This is a genomic window from Bifidobacterium sp. MSK.13.1, assembly GCF_019131435.1.
In the GTDB taxonomy this organism is placed as follows: domain Bacteria; phylum Actinomycetota; class Actinomycetes; order Actinomycetales; family Bifidobacteriaceae; genus Bifidobacterium; species Bifidobacterium pseudocatenulatum.
In genome coordinates this window covers 538,352-562,723 of the sequence record NZ_JAHOMM010000001.1, presented here as the reverse complement: position 1 = coordinate 562,723, position 24,372 = coordinate 538,352, and the positions used below count along the sequence as shown (strand labels likewise).

Here is a 24,372-nt window from a genome sequence, read left to right as displayed (position 1 = left end):
CAACGGCCGATCGGTGCATATCCGGCAGATATCCGGTAGAGGGCGCAGGATAGTCTTTGTAAGGCCTTGGTAAGGCTTTGAGGCGAAATCGCATACGCGCGGAGGTGCAACAACATGCCTGGAATTGTTTTGATCGGTGCCCAGTGGGGAGACGAAGGCAAGGGTAAGGCGACCGACCTGATCGGCACGAAGGTCGACTATGTTGCCCGCTTCAACGGCGGCAACAATGCGGGCCATACCGTGGTGGTCGGCGACGAATCGTATGCGCTGCACCTGCTGCCCTCCGGCATCATCAGCCCGACCGCGACTCCGGTTATCGGCAACGGTGTTGTTGTTGATCCTGAAGTGCTTTTCGAAGAGATCGACGGCTTGGAAAGCCGCGGTGTGGACTGCTCCCGACTGCTGGTGAGTGAGGGTGCGCACATTATTGCGCCGTATCATCGTGTGCTTGATAAGGTGACGGAACGTTTCCTGGGTAAGCACAAGATCGGTACCACCGGTCGCGGCATTGGACCTGCGTATGCCGACAAGATTAATCGCGTGGGCATCCGCGTGCACGACCTGTTCAATGCTGAGCATTTGCACGACAAGGTTGAGGCAAGCCTGCATCAGAAGAACCAGATGCTGGTGAAGCTGTACAATCGTCGTCCGATTGATGTGAACGAAACCACGGATGAGCTGCTCAAGCTCGGCGAACGTTTGAAGCCGTACGTGGCCAACACCTCGCTGGTGCTCAATAAGGCACTTGACGAAGGCAAGACCGTGCTGTTCGAAGGCGGCCAGGCCACTATGCTCGACGTGGATCACGGCACATATCCGTTTGTCACGTCCTCCAACCCGACTGCCGGCGGCGCATGCACCGGTACCGGTGTCGGCCCGACCAAGATCACCCGCGTGATCGGCGTTTCCAAAGCGTACGTGACCCGCGTGGGCGAAGGACCGTTCCCGACCGAGCTGTTCGGCGAGGAGGGCGAATGGCTGCGAGCCCAGGGCCACGAGTACGGCGTGACCACCGGCCGTCCGCGTCGTTGTGGCTGGTTCGATGCGGTCGTCAATCGTTATGCGGCTCAGGTCAACGGCCTGACCGACATCGTGCTCACCAAGCTCGACGTGCTTACCGGCCTGAAGGAAATCCCATTGTGCGTGGCCTATGATGTCAACGGCGAACGCCGCGACGATATGCCTACTGATCAGTCCGAATTCGCGGCAGCGAAGCCGATCTACGAATCCATGCCGGGTTGGGACGAGGATATTTCCCAAATCCACGACTTCAATGATCTGCCGAAGACCTGTCAGGATTACGTCAAGCGTCTTGAGGAACTGTCCGGCTGCCGTATCTCCGTGATCGGCACCGGCCCGCAGCGCGACCATATCATCCAGATCAATTCGCTGGTCGACTGACCGTCGGCAACGAGTTTCCCGGCTTGACTGGCAACGACGCGGCACATGATATCCGCCGGCTGATTCCGCGATTCGACCACTTGAAGTGGAAGATGGCGGCGGCCGGCATAGTCATTGGTCTGGTTTCAGGATTGCTGGTCGTCGTATACCGTCTCGGCATCGAATACGGCACGGATGCGTCCCGCTGGATATATGCGCGGATTCGCGAGACCCCGTGGCTGATTGCGCCGTGGGCGGTTGCCGCGGTGGCGGCCGCGCTGGCGATCGCGTGGATGGTCGTCAAGGAGCCGATGGCCGGTGGCAGCGGCATCCCGCAGACCAACGGCGTGGTGATATGCGGCTTGAAGATGCGTTGGCAGACGATTCTGCCAGTCCGTTTCGTCGGTGGACTGTTGGGCGCGTTGTTTGGTCTGTCGCTCGGCCGTGAGGGGCCGTCCATTCAGATTGGTGCGTCGGGAGCGCAGTGTGTGTCCCACCGTTTGCGCGGCCACCGCCGTGAGGACATGCAGGAGCATTATCTGGTCACCGCCGGTGCCGCGGCAGGCTTGTCCGCCGCGTTCAGCGCGCCGCTGTCCGGCATGATGTTCGCTTTGGAAGGGGTGCATCGGAGTTTTTCCCCTGCGATTCTGATGGGCGCCACTGCCGCATCGCTGACCGCCGATTTCGTCTCGAAATACTGTTTCGGTCTGCGTCCGGTTTTGGATTTCGGTGATATCGGTCAGCTGTCGTTGGAAGAGTATGTGTGGCTGATTCCGTTGGGATTGGTGGCCGGTTTGGTTGGTTCGCTGATGAACCGCTCGTTGCTTGGCTTCCAGACGCTGTACGGCAAACTGCCGGCATGGAGCCGCCCGATGATTGCGATTGCGATGGACCTGACCCCCGTTAGGTAGACACCTCTGATTCCAGCCAGTGTGGTTGGGAAGGAAGGTAATCTACCACCATGCCCCGCAAGGTTTACACGGAACAGTTCAAGCGCGACGCCGTCGCGATGTTCGAGTCGAACCCGGATACCTCAATGCGCAAGGTCGCAGAAGAACTCGGAATCAATCGCTCGACTTTGGGATGCTGGTACAAGCAATTCGGCACTAACGTCGCCAAGGATGAAGATGCAGCGTCACCCGTAGAAAAGCTTGCTGATGCGGAAAGAATCCGCCAGCTAGAACGCGAAAACAAAAGGCTTCGTGAAGAGCGCGATATTCTGCGTAAGGCCGCGAAGTATTTTGCGGAAGAGACGACCTGGTGATCCGCTTCCAGTTCGTTGACGACAATCTCGCCGACTACTCGGTCAAGCGGATGTGCACAGTCCTGGGGCTAAATCGGTCTTCGTATTACAAGTGGAAGAACTCGGCTCCACGGCGCCGTGCGCGCCTTGTAGATGACGCTGTGGTGGCCGCGGAGATCCAGGCAATTTTCGACGCTGAAAACGGCGTCTGGGGCGCTCGTCGCATCACTGCTGAACTCAACGACCGCAAGCGCGACAACGGCACTACACCTCCGGCTAAGCGCATCAATCGCAAGAGAGTGGCTCGTTTGATGCGGGCCCAGAACCTGTTCGGATTTCAAAAGAAGCGCAGGGTCAAGACCACTGCGCGTGACAAAGGCCGGCGCGTGTTCGCAGACTTGGTGAACCGTGATTTCACAGCCTGTGCTGCCAATCGTGTGTTGGTTGGCGATATTACGTATCTGCCGATCGCAGACGGGGCGAACATGTACTTAGCAACAGTGATTGATTGCTTTTCTCGCAAGCTTGTCGGCTTTGCTATCGCAAATCACATGCGTACCGAACTGGTAGAAAAGGCCCTCGAAAACGCTTCCCACCTGCGAGGAGGTCTTGATGGTGCGATTTTCCACTCGGATCATGGAAGCGTGTATACCTCGTCGCAGTTCCAGGCAACATGCAAGCGCTTGGGCGTTGCCCAGTCGATGGGCGCGGTGGGAACCAGCGCGGATAATTCGCTCGCCGAGTCGTTCAACGCAGCTTTAAAGCGGGAGGTCCTCAAAGATGCGAAGACCTTCGCCAATCAACTGATCTGCCGCAGAGACGTCTTCCGGTGGTGCGTGCGCTACAACACGTGCCGTCGGCACACTTGGTGCGGGTACCAAACTCCCGATGAGTTCGAGTCCCAAGCCGCTTAAGGTCTGATAGGCTTACACCTACTTTTGTTCACCCCACGGTGTCTACTTTCCGGGGGTCGGGCCCGTGTCCGATCTGCTGCGCACCAAACCGATCTATGGGGAGTTGCTGGAGCGGTACGTGCGTGCGCAAGGCATGCAGATGGCAATCGCAAGCCATGTGGGCAGCGGCATTATGGAACTGCCATTGGAAATGGGGGCGATTGCGGACGGCAAGCGGGTGCGTGACGTGCGTTGGCCGTCTGGGTGTCTGATCATCGGCCTGCGTCGCGGCGAAAGCGAGATCGTGCCGCGCGGTGATACACGGCTGCGTGCCGGTGACTATCTGGTGGTGCTGTTCAGTGGCGAGGAGGAGCGCGAGGTACGACCTGCGATGCGGCGGCTGTGTGATGCCCGGCTTGACTGAGCCTGGCTGAATTCGGCTGGACTCTGGATGTCCGAATCTGCGGAATCGGACATCCAGGGTGCATACGTTGGCGCTCCGTGTAAACTCATATGCGTTAGGAAGGCGGCAACCGCGGCCCAGCTCGTTGTTGCACGGCCTATGGGCGGAACAACGCTGTCCGCGGGAGGCCAGTACAGGGGGAGCGCAATGGAATCGCAAGAACAATCGCCGGGAGACGTGGTGACTGCGGGTGAGGACTCGCATCCCATCACGCAGGCAATCGACACTGTTGAGGTGACGCATGCTGGTGCAACCACGCCCGCCGCTAACACCATGGATCCGCCTACGATTCCCCTGGCACCGATGAAACGTATGCAGGCGCGGTTCAATCCGCTCGCCGACGGACTGATGTATGTTGTGGTGTTCGTCGGTGGATTTGTTGGAGTCGGCTGTCGGCATGCGTTGGATATGCTTCTGCCGTCGGTCAGCGGGACGCCGTTCGTTGTGGGCACGTTTGTGTCGAATATGGTCGCCTGCTTCCTGTTCGCGATGCTGACCGAATTCATGGCGACCGCTTCGTGGCTGCGTCGCCGGGTGCGGCAGGTTGTCAGCCGTGGTGTTGGGCTTGGCTTGCTCGGTGGGCTTTCGACGATGTCCGGCGTGATGCTGGAAACGATGGAAGGTCTGCACGAGCGGCATATCGCCAGTGCGCTTGGCTATCTTGCGGGAAATTTTGCAGGCGGTTTGCTCACTGCCGCCGCCGGCGTGGTTCTGATGCAGGCACTGCTGTCACGGAGTACTCGAAAGCGGGTTCAGGGTGCGTTTTCAGCTGTTTCCGTGTCCGATTCTGCCGAATCGGACACGCAGGGCGTACGCCATGTGAAAGTGGCCGACGTGGCGCGTTCTGCCGCGCAGGCCGCAATGGAAGCCGCGCAGGCGGCGCAGCAGGCCGCGCAGGCGGCCCAGCAGATTGCACAGACGGGACAGGTTCCGCGAGTCGAAACACCAACCGTGCCGCCGACCGCCAGCCAGACTATGCAGACGGGCCGCGTTCCGCAGATTCCTCCGCTGGCCGTTCCTCAGCTGGCACAGCCATCGCAGCCGTTGCTGCGCGAGCAGGATACTTCAGACTTGGGGCAGCTGCCCGAGCCGATTCAGCAGTCGCAACCAATCCAGCAGCCGGCTAACCCGCTTCCGCCCAGCTTCGAGCCCAAACCGATCACTGCGGAGATTTCGCTTATCGCCGACCCGGCTACCGGGGAGGTGCGCTGATGATGTGGATGATCTGTCTGTTCGGCGGTCTGGGCGCCATGGCCCGTTACGTGCTCGACGTGTCAATTCAACGAGGCTGGAATCGCGAGAATCGGAGAACGAACCGCAACTTCCCGCTATCCACGCTCGTCATCAACGGCGTCGCCTCGCTATGCGCGGGCATCGCCATGATGTCCTACTATTCGCAATCGGTGGATATGGACACGGTCATGATGTTCGTTGTCGGATTTCTCGGTGGTTTCTCAACATTCTCCACGGCGCTCAACGAAGTGGTTTCATTGATTCGCCAGCGTCGTTTTACGCTGGCTCTGGGCTATGGAATAGCAACCGTCGCGGTGCCTCTCATTTGCGTGGCCACCGGTTTCGGCATTGCGCTGCTCGCCAATCCGGCGTAATTTTCACGTTACACGGACGGTCGCTGAGTAACATGAAAGAAATCTGAGCGCAACCGCCATCAAGGCCGCCAGCCCGGATGCGACGCTGGTGATTGCATTCGACCAGACCAAGCCGCTGCTGAAGGATGGCAAGGATATCCAGTACCAGGGCCAGACCGGTATCGGACCGTTCAATAAGAACAATGATCCGAGCTCCGCGAACATCGGCGTCTACACCTTCGACAAAGACAACAAGCCGGTCTTCGACCACACCCAGTCCGGCGACGTGCCGACCGACTGATCGCAATGTAGGTCATCATCAATACAAGAAGACGGCGCAAAGTGAGTGTGGATATCGCAAGCTTTGCGCCGTTTCTTTTGTTGTGCTGTGCTGCCGTTTTCCGTGTCGTGGGCAGCATACGAAAATCAATATTGAAAATCAAGTAAAGGGGTAACCCCGTTAAGCGATATACACGCCGGACTGTCGAACAGGTTCGAGAGAATGTAAATGAATGTAATATCTCGCGAGAAGCGCACGGAAAGCGCGCGGCAAGCACGTGAGAATACAACGATGGAACAGTGATAACGGGGAAGGTGCGATCATGGTCGGCATGCGCGATGTGGCGAAGAAGGCCGGGGTGTCTCTGAGCACCGTCTCGCTGGTGGTGAACGGCAACGGGTATGTATCCAACGACATGCGCGACCGCGTGCGTAAGGCCATGCAGGCCCTCAATTACGTGCCGAACGAGCTTGCCCGCAACCTGTACCACGATCGCACGAATCTGGTCGGCGTCATCGTGCCCACCATCCGTCACCCGTTCTTTGCAACGTTTACCGCGCACCTGCAGCATGCGCTCGCCGCGCAGGGGCTGCGCACCATGCTGTGCTCCACCACCGACGAGACGGACGGCGAAATCCAATACGTCGATATGCTGCGCAGGCACATGATGGACGGCATCGTCATGTGCGCTCACACCTCGCATCCCGGCGATTATTGGACGTCCATCCACCGCCCGATCGTCGCATTCGATCGCGTGCTTGGAAATGGTATTTCGTCGATCGGATCTGACCACGAGCAGGGTGGGCGACTGATTGCGCAGATGCTGATTCGCAATGGCGCGCGCCATGTGGTGATGATTGGCGGTCCGCGCGATCAGTTCTTCGATCTGGCGGTCCGCGGCGAAGTCGAGGAGGGGTCGTTCGATTTGGGAAAGACCACGTTCCCGACGGTGCGCTACTACCTCACGTTGGAACAGGAATTGACCTCCGCGGGCGTGAAGTATGAGTATATCGAGGCCGGTGAGGTGATGGATTTCGCCGGCTATCATCGTGCGGTCAGCCGTGCGCTTGATGGGGTGGCGACCGACGGCGTCGATGCCGTGGTCAGCTCCGATATTGGCGCGGCGTTCTGCGTGCGTGAGGCGTTGAGCCGCGGAATTTCCATTCCCGACGAGCTGCAGGTCGTCGCCTATGATGGTACGTATTTGACCGATTTGGCCGGTATGAAGCTGACCGCGGTCGCACAGGATTTCTCGGCGATCGCGCAGTCGGCGGCCGACCATATGGTGCAGGCGATCGCCAATGAAGAGGCGGCTGCGGCCAACGCCTCGCGCAAGAACATCCCCAAGCCGTTCGAGCCGAACGTGCTTATTCCCATGACGCTGGTGCCAGGCGATACCACGCGTTGATGCTGCGCGTTGGAACGCTGGGTTGGGGTCGGACAGTCTGGGCTGCATAGAACACCGCATCAAACCGGTTCGACACGCGCATTCCGCTGTGTGACTGGACATTGACGCCCTTTTCGAGGTAATATCGAACCGGTTCGATACATACGTGAGTATGCAAATACGTAAACAACAAACAGGCAGACGCGCACACATTGCACCCGCACCCATGAACCAAGGGAGGTCCCATGAAAAACAAAGTGCAGCTCATCACCTACGCCGATCGCCTCGGCGACGGCACCCTCAGCTCGATGACCGACATCCTGCGCACCCGTTTCGACGGCGTGTATGACGGCGTGCATATCCTGCCGTTCTTCACTCCATTCGACGGCGCGGATGCAGGCTTCGACCCCATCGACCACACCAAGGTCGACCCGCGCCTCGGCGGCTGGGACGATGTCGCCGAACTTTCCAAGACCCACGGCATCATGGTCGACGCCATCGTCAACCACATGAGCTGGGAATCCAAGCAGTTCCAAGACGTGCTTGAAAAGGGCGAGGAATCCGAGTATTACCCGATGTTCCTGACCATGAGTTCCGTCTTTCCGAACGGCGCGACCGAAGAGGATCTGGCCGGCATCTACCGTCCGCGCCCGGGTCTGCCGTTCACCCACTACAAGTTCGCGGGCAAGACTCGCCTGGTCTGGGTCAGCTTCACCCCGCAGCAGGTCGATATCGACACGGATTCCGACAAAGGCTGGGAATACCTGATGTCGATTTTCGACCAGATGGCCGCATCCCACGTCAGCTACATTCGTCTTGACGCCGTCGGCTACGGTGCCAAGGAAGCCGGTACCAGCTGCTTCATGACGCCGAAAACGTTCAAGCTCATCTCCCGCCTGCGCGAGGAGGGCGTCAAGCGCGGCTTGGAAATCCTCATCGAAGTGCATTCCTACTACAAGAAGCAGGTCGAGATCGCGTCGAAGGTCGATCGCGTCTACGATTTCGCCCTTCCGCCGCTGCTGCTGCATTCGCTGAATACCGGTCATGTCGAGCCGGTCGCGCATTGGACCGACATCCGTCCGAACAATGCCGTCACCGTACTTGACACGCATGATGGCATCGGCGTGATCGACATCGGTTCCGATCAGCTGGACCGTTCGCTCAAGGGGCTCGTGCCGGATGAGGATGTCGACAATCTCGTCAACGCCATTCATGCGAACACTCACGGCGAATCGCAGGCCGCTACCGGTGCCGCCGCATCCAATCTTGACCTGTATCAGGTCAACAGCACCTACTATTCGGCGCTGGGATGCAACGATCAGCACTATATTGCGGCTCGCGCGGTGCAGTTCTTCCTGCCGGGCGTTCCGCAGGTCTACTATGTCGGCGCGCTTGCCGGCAAGAACGACATGGAGCTGCTGCGCAAGACCAACAATGGCCGCGATATCAATCGCCATTACTATTCCACGGCTGAGATCGACGAGAATCTGCAGCGTCCGGTGGTGAAGGCACTGAACGCGCTTGCCAAGTTCCGCAACGAGCTTGATGCGTTCGATGGCACCTTCTCGTACAGCGCCGACGGCGATACGTCCATCAGCTTCACGTGGGAGGGCACGACCACTCAGGCCACGCTCACGTTTGAGCCGGGCCGTGGTCTTGGTGTGGAGAACACCGCGTCCGTCGCCACGCTCGAATGGCGTGATGCCGCCGGTGAGCACCGCACGGACGATCTGATCGCCAATCCGCCGGTCGTGGCCTGATTCAGCCTCGCCTGATCCGGTCGCTGCCTGACCGCGCATAAATCCATAAATCTGTAATCGTCCTTCCTGTCACCTCTCCTTCAGGAAGGACGATTCGCATTTTCGTTTTTTCGAGCAATCGTCTTATCGGGAAAACAATTTTCCCGGGAATCAGCTGAAATCCCAGCAAAAACGGGTAAGGTGAGCTTATGTCAAAGATGTCAAAGCTTTTCGATCAAGACAACATGTTTTTCGCCATTATGGGCGTGCTGTTCGATCTGATTATTCTCAACGTGCTCACGCTGTTGTGCTGCCTGCCGGTCGTCACGGCCGGCGCATCGTTCACTGCGATGCACAGTGTGCTCTGGCGCATGGTCCGCCATGAGGAAACGTATGTGGCGCGCCAGTTTTTCGACTCGTTCAAGCGCAATCTCAAGCAGTCGCTGCTGCCGTGGCTTGCGTTCCTGCTGGCGGCGATTGTGCTGGTGGTCGACGGCATGCTCGCCCGGTCCATGGGGTCGATGCGCGGGCCGCTGATGGCGTGCGTCGCGTTCATGGGATTGGTGATTATTGCGATTGCGCAGTACTTCTTCCCGCTGCTTTCTCGCTATGAGAATCCGACTTCCGAAACGTTGAAGAATGCGACGAAACTTGCGCTCGGCTTTTTCCCGCGCACCTTGTGCATGCTGGTGATTTTGGCCGCGTTCGCCGTGCTGTATGCGCAGTTTTTCATATATATGATTCCGCTGCTGATTTTGATGGGCGTCACGTTGCCGCAATACTGTTGCGCGTGGATCTACAACTGGATTTTCCGCCGTATCGACGGTGAGATCGACGCCAAGGGGCGCAAGGTAGCGCAGTCCTGAAATTGTTTGCTCGTAAAGGCCGTTCCGCAGATTGCAAGTTCCGCGGAACGGCCTTTACGCGTTTTCGTCGCCTTGAGTGTCCGATTCTGGAGAATCGGACAACTGGAACGTACTTTTGGGTGCGTGAATGTCCGTTTCTCTCGAATCGGACAACCAGGATGTGTTTTTGAGTACCAGAATGTCCGTTTCTCTCGAATCGGACAACTACAGGTCAAAGTGGGGTGCTTGAATGACCGATTCTGGAGAATCGGACAACCGTGGGTCTGTTTTGGTGTTCCGGTTATCCGTTTCTGGTGAATCGGACAACCGGAACATGTTTTGAGGCGCTTGGATGTCCGATTCTTCAGAATCGGACACGCTGGGGGCAGGATTAGCAGGGGAGGATGGTAGCGCTGCGGGCTGGGACGTGCAGTTGGGTGCCGTCGAAGCGTGCGGGGTTGCCGATGCTCAGCAGTACTGTTTTCTCCGCTGGTTCTTGCGTTGGTTTCGCTGTTGGTTCTTGCGATATTTCCTGCGCTAAGCCGCCAGACAGCAGTTTCACATAGTCGCTCGGCAGTGTGCAGCTTGCGTCGGTGTTTGACGGATTGATGGCGACGACGATGCGCTCGCCACCTGCTTCGCGATTAATCTTGCTGCATGTTTCACAAGGTGTTTCACAGCTGGTTTCGTGTGCTGTTCCGCTGCGTTCGCCGTCAGTTGCGTCGCGTTCGGCTTCGCCGGCCTCGGAGCTTCTCGCGTACACCAGCGGATACGCGTGATCTTCCGCGTAGAGGAACTCGATGCCTCCGTCGGCCTGCAGTGCGGGATGTGCCAGGCGTAGCGTGTTCAGTGCGCGTACGGTTTCCAGTAGCGAGTCGCTGCGTCCGGTCTGCGAAGCCACGTTCGGGCGCTCGCTGTCGGCATCGATCGGCAGATACAGATCATCGGGCCGGGCTGCGGAGAATCCTGCGTTGGTTGCGCAGCTCCATTGCATTGGTGTGCGCGATCCGGTGCGCTCGTATCCGCCTTCCTTGGATTTGAGCCCGTGCATGTAGCGCATGCCGATTTCGTCGCCGTAGTAGATGAACGGGCAGCCGGGCATGGTCAGCAGGAATGTGAACGCGAGCTTCATTTCATCGGTGGTCAAGGTGTCGCGCATGCGGATCATGTCGTGATTGCCCGACGGAATGCAGATGTATCCAGGCGTTCCGGCGGTGCTGGCAAGCATGGCCGTATATGTGTCCACAAACGCCTTGATGTCGCCGCTCGCATTGCCGACATTGTCGTTATTGCAATTTGGATTGTCTCCGTCGACGACTGAATTGCCGTTGCTGTCGCACCCGCTGCTGCCCGCGCCGTCGCATTCGCTGCGTTCGCCGTCGTGTTTCGTTTCGGCAGTTTCGGCGCTGCCCGTAGCTTCGGAAGATCCGGCCGAAAAATACGGATTCTCGCGGAACAGGTCAAGATAATGCGACGGCCCGAAATGCAGCAGGAAGTCCATGTCGAATCCGGCGTGCAGCGCCTCTTCGGGGTCACCCCATTCCGATACGAGCACCGCTTCCGGGTAGGTTTCGTCCAGATGCGCTCGCACTTGCTGCCACAAGAGTTTCGTCCAATAGTGGTCGGGGTCTTCCTTGACGAGGCTGCCTGCCATGTCCACGCGGAAGCCGTCCGCCCCCAACCCGAGCCAGAAGTCCATGATGTCTTGGATGAGCAGCCGGCCCTGCACCGCTTCGGGGGAGTCGGCGGCGAACTGCCAGTCTTCGGTGACGGTGCCGAATCCGTAGTTGAGGCATGCCTGCGTGGAGAAGCAGTTCACGGCCGCCGCGTCGGGACGTTCCGCAATGCCTCCGAGGAATCCGCGGATTGATTCGTATGGCGAGTTCAGATTCGGCGATTGCGTCATCGGTCGCCAGATGTAGCGGTCGGTCCATGCGTTGCGTTCGTCCTTGCCGGATTCAAGAAACCATGGATTGTCGACCGCGGAATGCCCGGGTACGAGGTCGAGCAGTACGTGCATGCCTAGTTCGTGCGCGCGCTCGAAGAGCCGCTGCAGGTCCGCGTTGCTGCCGTAGCGTTCCGCGGCTGTGTAGTAGTCGCGTACGTCGTAGCCGGCATCGTAGAACGACGAGTCGAAGCATGGGTTGATCCAGATCGCATTGCACCCCAGATCGCGCACGTATTGCAGTTTGTCGATGATGCCTTGGAAGTCACCGATACCGTCGCCGTTCGAGTCGTTGAATGATTGCGGATAGATTTCATAAAAGATTGCGTTGTTGAGCCAGCTTGCCATAAATCCTCCTGTTTTCGCGTCTTTGCTGTTGGTCTACCGATGTATCGCAACGTTGGAAACGTCGGTCACTGCTTTTCCGTCATTATAGCCCGTGAAGACACTTTTTAGGGGTGTATGGAATGCCAATGTTTGCAATACGTCAATCGATTGACGCGACACGCCGACGGATGGCACTGTACACAAGGTTTCTCGAACCGGTTTGACAACTCTCGAACCGGTTTGATATCCTGTATACCAAGGACGGAGAGATTCCGACAACGCGAGTCGGGGATTCACCTTCCTTTATCACCTCATTGGGCAGGGCTGCTCGGTGAATAGTGGATAGAAAGGGATTGGAAAATGAGCAAGTTCTCTTCTTGGAAGAAGGCTGGCACCGCTATTGTTGCAACGCTGATGACCGTTGGTATGCTGGGAGCATGCGGATCGTCATCCAGCTCCAGCGGCACCAAGATCACCATCTTCAACTCCAAGGTTGAAATCGAAAGCCAAATGGAAGACATGGCTGCGAAGTACTCCAAGGAAAAGGGCGTAGACGTTGAGGTCTACTACTCCAACGACACCGTCGCAGCGCATCTCGCCACCAAGTACGCATCCAAGGATCCGTACACCATCTCCATGGTCGACGCCAAGGACATCTACTCCTTGGCTGAAGAGCACGCCGTCGATCTGTCCGACCAGGATTGGGTCAAAGACACCGACTACGCCATCAGCATTGACGGCAAGACCTACGGCTTCCCGGTTTCCGTCGAAGCCCGTGGCCTGATTTACAATGCTGACGCCATCAAGAAGGTTACCGGTAAGGAATTCAAGCCTGAGAACTACAAGACCCTTGACGAGTTCAAGGATCTCATCGACGAGCTCAAGGCCGGCGGCATGGAATCCCCGACCGGTGTCATGAAGGAAGACTGGTCCCTCGCCGCGCACTTCCTGCCAGAAGTCTACGAGGAGCAGGAAGATCCGGACGCCTTCTGCCATGAGCTCAAGGACGGCAAGGTTGACCTCAGCTCCAACGCCAAGTGGAACTCCCTGATGGACTTCTTCGACGTGATGAAAGACAACAACTACGCCAAGTCCTCCGCCATCTCCGCCGAGCGTGAGGTGACTGAGCAGAAGCTGGCCGAGGGTGAGATTGCTTTCATGTTCGGCGGCAACTGGGATTGGTCCGTGCTGAACCAGTACGATTACACCGAGAACATGGGTCTCATGCCGGTTCCGCAGAACACCGATGACGGCTCCAATGAGAAGCTCGTCGGCGGCGGCTCCAAGTACTTCTTCATCGACTCCTCCGACAACACCTCCGACGAGCAGCGTAAGGCCGCCAAGGACTTCCTGAACTGGCTTGCCGAAGACAAGGAAGGTCAGGAGTTCATCTCCAAGGATGCCGCTCTGATCTCCCCGTTCAAGAACAACAGTATCGAAGCGGCCGATCCGCTGGGTAAGTCCGTGAAGTCCTATGCCGACGCCGGCAAGCTGATCGACAACTACAACTACCTGCCTGACGACCACTTCTCTGTGCTCGGCGCCGCCTTCCAGAAGTGGCTCGCAGGTGAAGAGGACCGTGCAGGCCTCGCCCAGGACATCCAGGACTACTGGAAGACCGCTAAGTTCACCGGCGCAACCGCCTGAATTTCCAAATAATGCACCATGATGCAGGGTCCGCCGCTTCCTTCCTGCGGCGGACCTTACATCCCCGGCACGTATGGGATCCATCATGAAACAGAATAAGCTTTCCTATAAAATCGGCCAGTTTCTGATGTTCGGTGGCCCGGCGACGATTCTTTTCTTCGCCGTGGTGATCCTGCCGTTCTTCTATGGCCTCTATCTGACATTCACCAGCTGGGACGGCGTTTCGACAACGAAGCCGTTCGTCGGTCTCGAAAACTACAAGGCGGCTCTTGCCGACACCGCATATTGGCAGTCGCTTGGACGCACCTTCATCTACTCCGTCATCGCCGTCATCCTCACCAACATCGTCGCCTTTCTGCTGGCCTACCTCGTGACCAGCGGCATCAAGGGGCAGAACTTCTTCCGTGCGGGCTTCTTCATTCCGAACCTCATCGGCGGCATCGTTCTGGGCTATGTGTGGAAGTTCGTCTTCAACCGCGCATTCGTGGCCGTCGCCGAAGTGGCGACGCAAACAGACCACGCATCGCTGCTCTCCACGCCAAACGGCGCAATGTTCTGCTTGATCCTCGTTTCGGTCTGGCAGTACGCAGGCTACATGATGCTGATTTACGTGGCAGGCTTCATGAGCGTTGACCAGAGCCTGAAGGAAGCGGCCATGATCGATGGCTGCAACAAGGGCAAGGCCATGTGGCACGTGGTCATCCCGCTGATGCGCTCCTCCTTCGTGCAGTGCATCTTCCTGAGCACCACCCGTTGCTTCATGGTGTACGACCTGAACCTTTCGCTTACCAAGGGCGAACCGTTCAACCAGTCGGTGCTCGCAGCAATGCACGTCTACAACCAGGCATTCGTTTACAAGAACTATGGCACCGGTCAGGCGGAGGCGTTGGTCCTCTTCATCGTCTGCGCAGTGATCGGCATGCTGCAGGTGTACTTCGGCAAGAAGGGTGAGGTGGCAGCATAATGAAGGGTCAAACCAGCACTCGCACCAAGGTTCTGCATGCACTGATGATCGTCGTTCTGACGATTCTGCTGCTGCTGTTCATCGCACCGTTCATTCTGGTCGTGATCAACGTCTTCAAGACCAAGGCGGACATCAACACCGCTCCGCTGGCACTGATCGGCAAGCACGGGTTCACCCTGGAGAACTTCCCCAGGGCAATGGACAAGATGAACTTCGTCACCGTGTTCGGCAACTCCGCGGTCATCACCATCAGCGCAACCATACTGACCATCCTGTTCTCCGCGATGTGCGCATACGTGATCGTGCGCAACCCCTCGTGGAAGTTCGGCGGCATGGTGTTCGCACTTATGGTGGCCTCCATGGTCATTCCGTTCCAGGTGCTCATGGTCCCGCTCGTGTCCGTCTACGGCGGCCTGCTTGACGTGTTGAACAGCCGTATCACGCTGATCCTCATGCACACCGGCTTCTCGGTCTCCCTGGCGGTGTTCATGTTCCACGGTGCGATCAAGACGAACATTCCGAACGAACTTGAGGAAGCCGCCAGCATCGACGGCTGTTCCAAGTGGCGCACCTTCTGGACGATCGTGTTCCCGCTGCTCAAGCCGACCGTCGCTACCGTGGCCATCATCGACGCCATGGCGTTCTGGAACGACTACCTGCTGCCGTCCCTGGTCTTGGGTCGCCGCGAGCTGTACACCATCCCGATCGCAACCCAGATCTTCTACGGCACCTACTCCAACGATATCGGCCTGATCATGGCGGCCCTGCTGCTGGCCATGCTGCCGATCCTCATCCTGTACCTGTTCCTGCAGCGCTACATCGTCGAAGGCGTGACCTCCGGCGCAGTCAAGGGCTGATCGAACGGTACGGAATCCGCAATCATAACTGAACAGACTCACACAACCGGTCCGGATGCGAAGCGATAATCGCATCCGGGCTTTTCTTATGCGATATCGATTCTTATGCGATATCGATATTGAGATTGCCTCGCATGTTTCTGCTGTCTGACAGGACGTATTGATATGGTTGATTTCGCCGAAAGAATCGCTCGAATGCACTGGTGCAGTGTGTCCGGGCGATTTTCATATGTGCTGAATATCGTGTGACATTTCGAAACGAGCGACGAAATAGAAGCAAGAACGAGAAGCGACAATACAAAACAGGAAAAGCAGGAATAGAAACAAGAGATGACTGAAGATAATCAACATAATGCAGGTGAGCAGCAGACTCCAATGCAGCCGCAACCGCTGCCGGGCCAGGTGTTCGTACGCCCCGGCATCGATGACCGTCCCGATTACGAAAAAACGCTGACCGAAGAGACCAAAGCGGCCCTGAAGCGCTTGGCCGTACAGCAGAATCCGCGCGTGCCCGAGGCTTCCAACGAGCGTCCGGAAGTGCAGCAGACCCTCATCAACACGGAAGGCGGCTCCCCGCTGACCGCGTTCGCCCATCTCGACGCCGCTGTGCCGAACCTCGAATCGTCGTTCCTTGACCTGCGCGATCCGATGACCGCGCCCGACGGCACCACGCCCACCAAACCGCAGGTGCATCGTCTCACCGCCGGCTTCGCGCTTGGTGCGCTGCTGTTCACCGCGCCGATGGCCGCGCTCAACTCCGTGCTCATTCCGCAGACCATCAGCCGTCTTTCCGGCACCGACCGCGTCACCGATCTGGCGCTGCTCAGCGTCGTCGGCACGCTGTTGACGTTCCTGATGAACGCGTGGATTTCCGTCGGATCCGACCATTCGTACTGCCCGCTGGGCCGCCGCACCCCGTGGATCATCGCCGGCACGGTGCTGACCGCCACGTCGGTGGCGATTCTTTCCGCATGCGATTTCATGCCGTTGGTCATCGTGTTCTGGCTGTTTACGCTGATCGGACATGCGATGGTATCGATGCCGCTGGCGGCCGCTTTCGGTGAGCGCGTGCCTGACAAGTTCCGTGATCGTGCGGACGCGTGGCGTGGCGTTGGCCAAGCGTTCGGCCAGGTGTTGGGCATTATCGCGGCCGTTTCGATTACGTGGGCTGCCGACGATTCCGGTTGGGATGGCACCACGCGTTTCGCCATGATGGTGTTTGCGTTGTGCCTGGTGATGGCTGGTGTGGCTACGTTGCTGGTGTTGCCGTTTGAGGGTTCCAGCAGCTATTTGCCTCGTGAAGGTGTGAAGAAGGGCGATTATTTTTCGCAGTATCGTCCGCCGAAGGGCGCTCCGAAGTTCTTCATTGCGTTTGCCGCGCGCATGTTTGCCATCGCAGCCACTTCCGGCATTGCGATTTACCAGTGGTATCTTGCGCAGGATGGTTTGGGCGATGTTTCGCAGGTCACCATGTTTGGTTTGTCCGGAGCGGCTGCGGTTATGTCGATGATGGCCGTTGCCGCGTTCGTCGGCTCGCTGTTGGCTGCGCTGCTGCTTGGCCGCATCGCCCGCGCTTTCAAAGATTCCCGTATTCCCGCGATTGCCGCCTGCTTGTTGTTTGTGGTTGCTGTGGTGCTTCCGTTGACGCCGATCGATAGTGCTATGGCGGTCGCGCTGTATGCGCTGTTTGCAGGTTTCGCGTATGTGGTGTATGACGGCGTGAGCCAAGGGTTGAATCTTGCGACGTTGCCGGATATACGTTCCGTTGGTCGTTCGTTGGCTGCGTTCAGTTTGGCGAATACGTTCGGTTCGTTGATTGGCGCTGTCGTTTGCGCGATTGCGATTGCGGCGACTGGCGAGTATCTGCTGATTTTCGCTGTTGCCGCCGGTTGCATGGCTGTTGCGGGCGTGCTGACGTTGCTGCTGAAATGATTTGGATGACCTGAGATAATCCGAAAAACGAATATCAAATTCAAAATTGCGCGTCCACATAGTGAACCTTTAGTAGAAAGGGTCTGTGGACGCGCTTATCTTTACGGCTTAGTTCGAGCGGATAATCCGCCGAATACAAGACTTTGCGAAAGGAGGTTCGCCACGATGAACGGAATGGTTGCACGCGTACTGCTGTCCGCACGAATTATTATTCCGCTTTCGTTGGCGGACTGATTCGAGCAATGCAGCTTCAATCCCTCGCCAACGGAGGCAGGGTTTGAGGCGCGCAAAACACACACGTTGATGGCCCTGCATGCTGCGGGGTCTTTTTGTTGCCGCCCACAAGGCGTAAGGCAACGAAATGAAGACTGCACACAAGAGAATAGAAGAAAGACGTTATCGGCGCATGTTGGGAGCCGGCAACGCATGACAGACGTAACAGGAGTAATCCAATGAGTGCAGTCGAAGCAGCCGCTGGTAAAGCGCAGGCAATGGTGCGCGATTCGGTGAAAACCGTGATCGCCGCTTCCATGGTCGGCACCGCCATCGAGTTCTACGACTTCTACGCATACGGCACCGCCGCTGCGAACTATTTCCCGAAGGTGTTCTTCGGAGACACCACCAATCCGACCGTCGCGCTGCTGGCCAGCCTGCTGACCTTCGCCATCGCGTTCATCGCACGTCCGCTCGGATCCTTGGTGTTCGGCCATTTCGGCGACCGCATGGGCCGCAAGACCACGCTGGTGGTTTCGCTGTTGACCATGGGCATCGCCACGTTCCTGATCGGCTGCCTGCCGACTTACAGCCAGTGGGGCATTGTGGCTGTCGCCGCGCTGTGCCTGTGCCGTTTCGTGCAGGGCATCGGTCTGGGCGGCGAATGGTCGGGTGCCGCTTTGGTGGCCACCGAGAACGCTCCGGAAGACAAGCGCGCGCTGTATGGCTCCTTCCCGGAATTGGGCGCTCCGATCGGTTTCTTCCTGTCGAACGGTACCTACTTCCTGTTGGAAACGTTCAACGATGACGATGCGATGCTGGCATGGGGCTGGCGTGTGCCGTTCCTGCTGTCCGCAGTGCTGGTGATCGTCGGTCTTGTGGTGCGCGTGCAGATGGAGGAGACTCCGATCTTCCGCATGGCCCAGGAGCAGAAGAAGGTCGTCAAGTCCCCGTTGACCGAAGTGTTCAAGAAGAGCTGGAAGGAAGTCATCCAAGCCACGTTCCTGGTGGCCGTCACCTACACGCTGTTCTACACGCTGGCAACCTGGTCCCTCGCTTGGGGCACCAAAACCGTCGAGCAGGGCGGCGGAGACCTTGGTTTCACCAATCGTGAATATCTGCTCATGCTGATGCTCGCCATCTGTGTGTTCGCCGCGTTCATCGTCATCTCCTGCGTGAATGCCGATAAATTCGGCCGCAAGCGCGTGATCGTCATCTCGTCCTGCTGCCTCGTGGCATTCGCGCTGCTCTTCCCGTTCCTGCTTGATCCGTCGGTCGTCGGCCAGCGTAACTTCGCCGCCAACCTGCTGTTCCTATGCATCGGCTTCGCGTTGATGGGCACCGCATTCGGTCCGATCGGCGCGTTCCTGCCGGAGCTGTTCGACGCCAACGTGCGTTATTCCGGCTCCGGCATCGGCTACAACCTGGCCGCCATCGTCGGCGCGGCATTCGTGCCGACCATCGCCACTTGGCTGTCCCACCACTGGGGTGTGCACTCCGTCGGTCTGTACCTCGGCGTGATGGCCGTGTGCTGCCTTGTTGCGGTGCTGAGCTGCAAGGAGACTAAGGATGTTGATTTCACCAAGTGATCAATCGCCAAGTGCCGTTTGACCGGCTATTCAGCGACGTGTCAAGATGACATCGACGGAAGCCTTACTAAAAACGTTTGACGCGAATATAACCACTATGTGAACGTCAGCAAGCAACATAAAGAAAGCGGGACTAAAACAGTTCCGCAGGAGAGGCGGGGTGGTTCCTCGGACACAATCCGGGGGAGTAATCTCCTAGGAACCATCGCCCGCTGTGAACAACCGAAACAAGAATTAAATATCGCGAGTTTGTTCGGGAATGCAAGTCCCGAATCGCTATAAAAAGAAAAATAAAGGAGCGCCTATTATGGCAGCAACTATCTGGTACGAGAAGGATGCCGATCTGTCCGTGTTCGATGGCAAGAAGGTGGCCATCCTCGGTTACGGTTCCCAGGGTCACGCCCACGCGCTGAACCTGCGCGATTCCGGTGTGGATGTCGTCGTCGGCCTGCGTCCTACCTCTAAGTCCGTGGAATACGCCAAGGAGCAGGGCCTCGAGGTCAAGCCTGTTGCCGAGGCCGTTGCCGAAGCCGACGTTGTGATGATCCTGCTGCCTGACCAGTACCAGGCCGCCGTGTACAAGAAGGACGTTGAGCCGAACCTGAAGCCGGGCGCTGCTCTGGCTTTCGCTCACGGCTTCAACATCCACTACGGCTACATCAAGCCGTCCGAGGATCATCCGGTGTTCATGGTCGCCCCGAAGGGCCCGGGCCACATCGTTCGTCGTGAGTACGCCGCCGGCCGTGGCGTTCCGGTCGTTGTGGCTGTGGAGCAGGATCCGGATGGCAAGACTTGGCCGCTGTGCCTGGCTTACGCCAAGGCTCTGGGCGCTCTGCGCGCAGGCGCCATCAAGACCACCTTCACCGAGGAGACCGAAACCGATCTGTTCGGTGAGCAGGACGTGCTCATGGGTGGCATCAACCACCTGTGCGATATGGGCTTCGATGTGCTGACCGAGGCTGGCTACCAGCCGGAGATCGCCTACTTCGAGGTGTTCCACGAGCTGAAGATGCTGGTGGATCTGGCCAACGAGGGTGGTCTGAACAAGGCTCGCTGGAGCTGCTCCGACACCGCTCAGTACGGCGATTACACCTCCACCGTCATCACTGAAGAGACCAAGAAGCGCATGCAGTACCAGCTCAAGCGCATTCAGGACGGCTCCTTCGCCAAGGAGTTCATGGATGATCAGGCCGCTGGCGCTCCGAAGTTCAAGGAGCTGCAGGAAGAGTACAGCCACCCGCACCTGGAGACCGTTGGTCCGAAGCTGCGCGCCATGTTCTCTTGGAACAACCAGACGGACGCCGATGCCGATATGGCCGAGTCCTTCAACGGCAAGATCGCTCGTACCCAGGTTCAGTGATTTCGCTGTAGCGGCTGCATGTTAAGGGCCGCTGAATAACGTAGTAGCGCAATATGCGCGAAACGTGTTGGAAGCCACCGTCTCACCGCGGTGGCTTCTTTTTGTTGCTGTGTTGTTTTATGACTGGGATATTTCGTATGCGGGATCGCAGTACTGATTGTCGGGGGAACCGCACGGCTAGGCGTTGGCCCACTTTGTGGACTCAATGCTTATTTAGGAAGGGACGGGAGTAGGATAGACCCCAGTTTGCAGGACAAAATCCATGCACAAAAACACGCGAATTCATCTGCGAATGGTAGAAACCCGAGCGCCGGGAGGCGTTCACCCCACTACATAAAAAGGAGTGCCAAGTACAATGGCTGCACAAATCTGGTACGAGAACGACGGCGATCTCTCGGTCCTCGAAGGTAAGAAGGTTGCCATCATCGGTTACGGTTCCCAGGGTCACGCTCATGCGTTGAACCTGCGCGATTCCGGTGTGGACGTCGTCGTTGGCCTGCGTCCGACCTCCAAGTCCGTCGAGCACGCCAAGGAGCAGGGTCTGGAAGTCAAGTCCGTTCCGGAAGCTGCTGCTGAGGCCGATATCATCATGATTCTGGCTCCGGATCAGTACCAGCGCACCATCTGGGCCAATGACATCGAGCCGAACATCAAGCCGGGCGCAGCTGTTGCTTTCGCTCACGGCTTCAACATCCACTACGGCTACATCAAGCCGTCCGAGGATCATCCGATCTTCATGGTCGCCCCGAAGGGCCCGGGCCACATCGTGCGTCGTGAGTACGCCAACGGCCGTGGCGTTCCGGTCGTCGTGGCCGTGGAGCAGGATCCGCGCGGCGACGCTTGGGACATCACCCTGGCTTACGCCAAGGCTCTGGGCGCTCTGCGCGCAGGCGCCATCAAGACCACCTTCACCGAGGAGACCGAAACCGATCTGTTCGGCGAGCAGAATGTGCTCATGGGCGGCGTGAACAAGCTTGTTGAAATGGGCTTCGAGGTCCTCACCGACGCCGGCTACCAGCCTGAAATCGCCTACTTCGAGGTCTGCCACGAGTTGAAGATGCTCGTCGACCTCATGAACGAGGGCGGTCTGAACAAGGCTCGCTGGTCCTGCTCCGACACCGCCCAGTACGGCGACTACACCAACACCTGCATCGACGAGCACGTGCGTGAGCGCATGCAGTACCACCTGCAGCGCATCCAGGACGGCTCCTTCGCCAAGGAGTTCATCGAGGACCAGGACGCTGGCGCTCCGAAGTTCAAGGCTCTGCAGGAAGAGTACGGCAACGTCCGCATCGAGACCGTCGGTCCGAAGCTGCGCGCCATGTTCTCCTGGAACAACGGCAAGGATGACGACGCTGATATGGCCACCTTCACCGGCAAGATCGCCCGTGGCTGATGTGGCTCATTCGGCTAATCGCTGAGTCTTTTACAAGACCGCTGCCCTTACGGGTGGCGGTCTTTTTTGTATGTTCTGTCGCATATTGTTCTAGGATAGATATGTACGGTTTCTTACGGTTTTTCTATAGGAAGAGATGTCATGGTCACTGCGACTGGTCCCGCACCTGGTTCTGAAATGACAACGTCGGCTGAACCTACCGAAGACCGTAGCACGTCAGGAGTTCTGCACGTCGCCGCGATTTTCGCCTCGCATATGGTGTTGCAGCGTAACAAGCCCATCGCCGTGTTCGGCGCGCTTGATGCCGATTGCGCCGGACTTGAGGTTTCCGCGGAAATCCGCGATTTCGATGGTTCCGTGATCGTGCAGGCGCATGCGTACGCCTCCAAAGAGATCAAGAACGGTTTTTCACCGTGGCGCGTCATGCTGCCGGCACAGCCCGAAGGTGGCCCTTACACGTTGCGCGTCACCGCAGGCAACGATTTCATCGAATATTATGACGTGCTTATCGGCGAAGTATGGCTGGCCGGCGGTCAAAGCAATATGGAACTTGAATTGCGCAACAGTGAAGACGCCGAGGAAGCCCTCGATAACTGTGCCGATCCGTTACTGCGCTTCTACAATGTGCCGAAAACCGGTGTGATCAATCGCAACGCCGAACATGCGGCAAGCTGGCAGGAATCATCGCCTGAAAATAGTGGCGTAATGAGTGCGGTAGCGTACTATTTTGCGCGAAAACTGCGTGATGAACTTGATTCCGACCTTCCGATCGGCATTATCGACTGTTATATCGGGGGTACGTCGATCAGTTGCTGGACGAGCGAAGATGCACTGAATTCCAGCGAATCCGGGCGCGGCTATCTTGCGCGCTATGAGCAGGCGATCGCAGGTAAAACGCAGGAACAGTTCGATTTGGAGTACGGCGAATGGCAGTCGCGTTCTGATACGTGGAATGCGTCGATCGCAGCCGCCCGCGAAGACGATCCTGATGTGACGTGGGATACGCTGACCCAACAGTATGGCGAATGCCCGTGGCCGCCGCCGATGACGCCGACCTCGCAGTGGCGTCCGTCAGGCGCGTTCCATGCCATGCTGGAGCGCATTGTGCCTTACTCCTTGGCGGGATTCCTATGGTATCAGGGCGAGGAAGACGAGCCGTATTGCGGATCCTACCGTGAGTTGCTGGGCATGATGATTGGTGAATGGCGTGCGCTGTGGAGCGAAAGCCTGCCGTTCCTGATCGTGCAATTGCCGCAGTGGATTGACAAGAAGGTCGACGAGGGTGACGGCGATCCGATGCTGTGGCCGGTGTTGCGCGAGGCCCAGTGGGATGCCGCGCAGTCCATCGACAATGTGTTCGCCATCTGCACTATGGATTGCGGCGAATACAACAACATTCATCCGGTTGATAAACGTACACCGGGCGAGCGTCTAGGCAATTGTGCGCTTCGCCAAGTGTATGGTATGAGCCGTATTCCGGTGTATGGGCCGACTGTGCTGGGTTTCCGCTGCGACGAAGGCGGCCGCGTACGCCTGTTCTTCCGGTACGCGCACGGCCTGCATTTCAGCGGTACTACGCCCGACAGTTTTGGTGACGAGTTCGCCAAGAGCCTGCCTTCGCTGGTGCGTCTGCCGGAACGTTCCGGTTTCGAGCTTGCCGGTGCCGATGGTGTGTTCCATCCGGCCTACGCCGCGATTTTCGTGGATTGCGATATTGACGATCTGGTCAACGCAAAGGTCAACGTGGTCGATTACAACGCCACGGAATTCGGTATTCCGATCAACAGCCGCAGTATCGGCACGATTACGTTGGCCACGCCGGAAGTGCCAGCGCCGGTGATGATGCGCTACGCATGGCGTAGCTGGGGTCCGGCACCGTTGTTTAATGACAATAATCTGCCTGCTCACCCATTCAAGCTGGACCTGACCGATCACACCGACTCTGATCACGCTGAATAATCACGTTAGATAGTTGCGTTGAACGGCTGCGTCACATGATTGTCGATAGTTGACGATGAATAGCGTGCGATTGCTGTGCTTATAGTGTGCGGCAATCGCACGCTTTATATTGCGATTGAAGTCCTGCTGATCGCACGTCAGTCAAATACGAATCAAATACCAGTCAAATAAAAAATCGTTGAAAAATCAACGTTTCTGCGATTTGCGCCACCAAAATCGCAGAAACGAATCAAATAAAATGCGCTGCACTGCGAGCGCATAGGCTATTGCCAGAGGTCCGGGCCGAATGATTCCAGGTATGCGGTCAGTTCGGCGGCCATCTGTTCGTCTTCCGGAACGCGCGGATGGCCATCCGTGCCGCAACCAT

General features: G+C 57.8%; 17 protein-coding genes and 2 pseudogenes. 18 read left to right on the top strand and 1 reads right to left on the bottom strand.

Annotated features, from left to right (window positions below; all coding sequences use genetic code 11):
* Nucleotides 1-114 precede the first annotated feature (114 nt).
* The 10 genes and pseudogenes from KSY55_RS02335 to KSY55_RS02290 all read left to right on the top strand — a co-directional run bounded on the left by KSY55_RS02335 (nucleotide 115) and on the right by KSY55_RS02290 (nucleotide 9,837).
* Nucleotides 115-1,401: an adenylosuccinate synthase gene (locus tag KSY55_RS02335; RefSeq protein ID WP_022244668.1), complete on the top strand. Its 1,287-nt coding sequence runs from the start codon at nucleotides 115-117 to the stop codon at nucleotides 1,399-1,401.
* A 23-nt stretch (nucleotides 1,402-1,424) separates the two neighbouring features.
* Nucleotides 1,425-2,270, top strand: a pseudogene (locus KSY55_RS02330) (chloride channel protein); the annotation flags it as partial.
* 71 nt (nucleotides 2,271-2,341) lie between these two features.
* Nucleotides 2,342-3,537, top strand: a protein-coding gene (locus tag KSY55_RS02325) for an IS3 family transposase (protein ID WP_254881824.1) whose coding sequence is annotated in 2 segments (ribosomal slippage) — nucleotides 2,342-2,624 and nucleotides 2,624-3,537 — 1,197 coding nt in all. Because the reading frame shifts where the segments join, the coding sequence is not laid out codon by codon here.
* Between the two features lie 64 nt (nucleotides 3,538-3,601).
* Nucleotides 3,602-3,940 (top strand): annotated as a pseudogene (locus KSY55_RS02320) (TrkA C-terminal domain-containing protein); the annotation flags it as partial.
* Nucleotides 3,941-4,126: 186 nt separating this feature from the next.
* Nucleotides 4,127-5,191 (top strand): CrcB family protein, encoded by a 1,065-nt coding sequence (locus KSY55_RS02315; protein WP_013410451.1) that lies wholly within the window; start codon nucleotides 4,127-4,129, stop codon nucleotides 5,189-5,191.
* A complete protein-coding gene (locus KSY55_RS02310) occupies nucleotides 5,191-5,586 on the top strand; it encodes a CrcB family protein (RefSeq protein WP_003832500.1) in 396 nt (131 codons plus the stop codon). The genes KSY55_RS02315 and KSY55_RS02310 overlap by 1 nt, the downstream gene beginning before the upstream one ends.
* A gap of 88 nt (nucleotides 5,587-5,674) precedes the next feature.
* Nucleotides 5,675-5,866, top strand: a complete 192-nt coding sequence (locus KSY55_RS02305; RefSeq protein WP_003833664.1) for a hypothetical protein — start codon at nucleotides 5,675-5,677, stop codon at nucleotides 5,864-5,866.
* Nucleotides 5,867-6,167: 301 nt separating this feature from the next.
* Nucleotides 6,168-7,253, top strand: coding sequence for a LacI family DNA-binding transcriptional regulator (locus KSY55_RS02300; protein ID WP_013410450.1), 1,086 nt, complete (start codon nucleotides 6,168-6,170; stop codon nucleotides 7,251-7,253).
* A 224-nt stretch (nucleotides 7,254-7,477) separates the two neighbouring features.
* On the top strand, nucleotides 7,478-8,992 hold the full coding sequence (gene gtfA / locus KSY55_RS02295) for a sucrose phosphorylase (RefSeq protein WP_013410449.1): 1,515 nt from the start codon (nucleotides 7,478-7,480) through the stop codon (nucleotides 8,990-8,992).
* A gap of 188 nt (nucleotides 8,993-9,180) precedes the next feature.
* Nucleotides 9,181-9,837 (top strand): YesL family protein, encoded by a 657-nt coding sequence (locus KSY55_RS02290; protein ID WP_004222955.1) that lies wholly within the window; start codon nucleotides 9,181-9,183, stop codon nucleotides 9,835-9,837.
* 370 nt (nucleotides 9,838-10,207) lie between these two features.
* Here KSY55_RS02290 and KSY55_RS02285 read toward each other — a convergent pair whose 3' ends face one another.
* The gene (locus KSY55_RS02285; protein WP_095279686.1) at nucleotides 10,208-12,109 is read right to left on the bottom strand and encodes an alpha-amylase family glycosyl hydrolase; all 1,902 of its coding nucleotides are present in this window, start codon (nucleotides 12,107-12,109) and stop codon (nucleotides 10,208-10,210) included.
* A gap of 339 nt (nucleotides 12,110-12,448) precedes the next feature.
* On the opposite strand from KSY55_RS02285, the gene KSY55_RS02280 reads away from it, so the two are divergent.
* The 8 genes from KSY55_RS02280 to KSY55_RS02245 all read left to right on the top strand — a co-directional run bounded on the left by KSY55_RS02280 (nucleotide 12,449) and on the right by KSY55_RS02245 (nucleotide 24,005).
* The gene (locus KSY55_RS02280; RefSeq protein WP_117611684.1) at nucleotides 12,449-13,735 is read left to right on the top strand and encodes an ABC transporter substrate-binding protein; all 1,287 of its coding nucleotides are present in this window, start codon (nucleotides 12,449-12,451) and stop codon (nucleotides 13,733-13,735) included.
* An 85-nt stretch (nucleotides 13,736-13,820) separates the two neighbouring features.
* A complete protein-coding gene (locus KSY55_RS02275; protein WP_226563156.1) occupies nucleotides 13,821-14,699 on the top strand; it encodes a carbohydrate ABC transporter permease in 879 nt (292 codons plus the stop codon).
* Nucleotides 14,699-15,556 (top strand): carbohydrate ABC transporter permease, encoded by an 858-nt coding sequence (locus tag KSY55_RS02270; RefSeq protein WP_004222963.1) that lies wholly within the window; start codon nucleotides 14,699-14,701, stop codon nucleotides 15,554-15,556. The genes KSY55_RS02275 and KSY55_RS02270 overlap by 1 nt, the downstream gene beginning before the upstream one ends.
* Nucleotides 15,557-15,886: 330 nt before the next feature.
* A complete protein-coding gene (locus tag KSY55_RS02265; RefSeq protein ID WP_117676124.1) occupies nucleotides 15,887-17,488 on the top strand; it encodes an MFS transporter in 1,602 nt (533 codons plus the stop codon).
* Between the two features lie 452 nt (nucleotides 17,489-17,940).
* Nucleotides 17,941-19,290 (top strand): MFS transporter, encoded by a 1,350-nt coding sequence (locus tag KSY55_RS02260; protein WP_004222972.1) that lies wholly within the window; start codon nucleotides 17,941-17,943, stop codon nucleotides 19,288-19,290.
* A gap of 307 nt (nucleotides 19,291-19,597) precedes the next feature.
* A complete protein-coding gene (ilvC, locus tag KSY55_RS02255; protein WP_034878339.1) occupies nucleotides 19,598-20,650 on the top strand; it encodes a ketol-acid reductoisomerase in 1,053 nt (350 codons plus the stop codon).
* A 355-nt stretch (nucleotides 20,651-21,005) separates the two neighbouring features.
* Nucleotides 21,006-22,046, top strand: coding sequence for a ketol-acid reductoisomerase (gene ilvC, locus KSY55_RS02250; RefSeq protein WP_065439811.1), 1,041 nt, complete (start codon nucleotides 21,006-21,008; stop codon nucleotides 22,044-22,046).
* 141 nt (nucleotides 22,047-22,187) lie between these two features.
* Entirely contained in the window at nucleotides 22,188-24,005 is a 1,818-nt protein-coding gene (locus tag KSY55_RS02245; protein WP_034880203.1) for a sialate O-acetylesterase, read from the top strand.
* The last annotated feature ends 367 nt before the right edge of the window (nucleotides 24,006-24,372 follow it).

Coding starts and splice junctions, on each gene's coding strand:
- KSY55_RS02335 (WP_022244668.1), top strand. CDS start 115: ATGCCTGGAATTGTTTTGATCGGTGCCCAGTGGGGAGACGAAGGCAAG.
- KSY55_RS02315 (WP_013410451.1), top strand. CDS start 4,127: ATGGAATCGCAAGAACAATCGCCGGGAGACGTGGTGACTGCGGGTGAG.
- KSY55_RS02310 (WP_003832500.1), top strand. CDS start 5,191: ATGATGTGGATGATCTGTCTGTTCGGCGGTCTGGGCGCCATGGCCCGT.
- KSY55_RS02300 (WP_013410450.1), top strand. CDS start 6,168: ATGGTCGGCATGCGCGATGTGGCGAAGAAGGCCGGGGTGTCTCTGAGC.
- gtfA (WP_013410449.1), top strand. CDS start 7,478: ATGAAAAACAAAGTGCAGCTCATCACCTACGCCGATCGCCTCGGCGAC.
- KSY55_RS02290 (WP_004222955.1), top strand. CDS start 9,181: ATGTCAAAGATGTCAAAGCTTTTCGATCAAGACAACATGTTTTTCGCC.
- KSY55_RS02285 (WP_095279686.1), bottom strand. CDS start 12,109: ATGGCAAGCTGGCTCAACAACGCAATCTTTTATGAAATCTATCCGCAA.
- KSY55_RS02280 (WP_117611684.1), top strand. CDS start 12,449: ATGAGCAAGTTCTCTTCTTGGAAGAAGGCTGGCACCGCTATTGTTGCA.
- KSY55_RS02275 (WP_226563156.1), top strand. CDS start 13,821: ATGAAACAGAATAAGCTTTCCTATAAAATCGGCCAGTTTCTGATGTTC.
- KSY55_RS02270 (WP_004222963.1), top strand. CDS start 14,699: ATGAAGGGTCAAACCAGCACTCGCACCAAGGTTCTGCATGCACTGATG.
- KSY55_RS02265 (WP_117676124.1), top strand. CDS start 15,887: ATGACTGAAGATAATCAACATAATGCAGGTGAGCAGCAGACTCCAATG.
- KSY55_RS02260 (WP_004222972.1), top strand. CDS start 17,941: ATGAGTGCAGTCGAAGCAGCCGCTGGTAAAGCGCAGGCAATGGTGCGC.
- ilvC (WP_034878339.1), top strand. CDS start 19,598: ATGGCAGCAACTATCTGGTACGAGAAGGATGCCGATCTGTCCGTGTTC.
- ilvC (WP_065439811.1), top strand. CDS start 21,006: ATGGCTGCACAAATCTGGTACGAGAACGACGGCGATCTCTCGGTCCTC.
- KSY55_RS02245 (WP_034880203.1), top strand. CDS start 22,188: ATGGTCACTGCGACTGGTCCCGCACCTGGTTCTGAAATGACAACGTCG.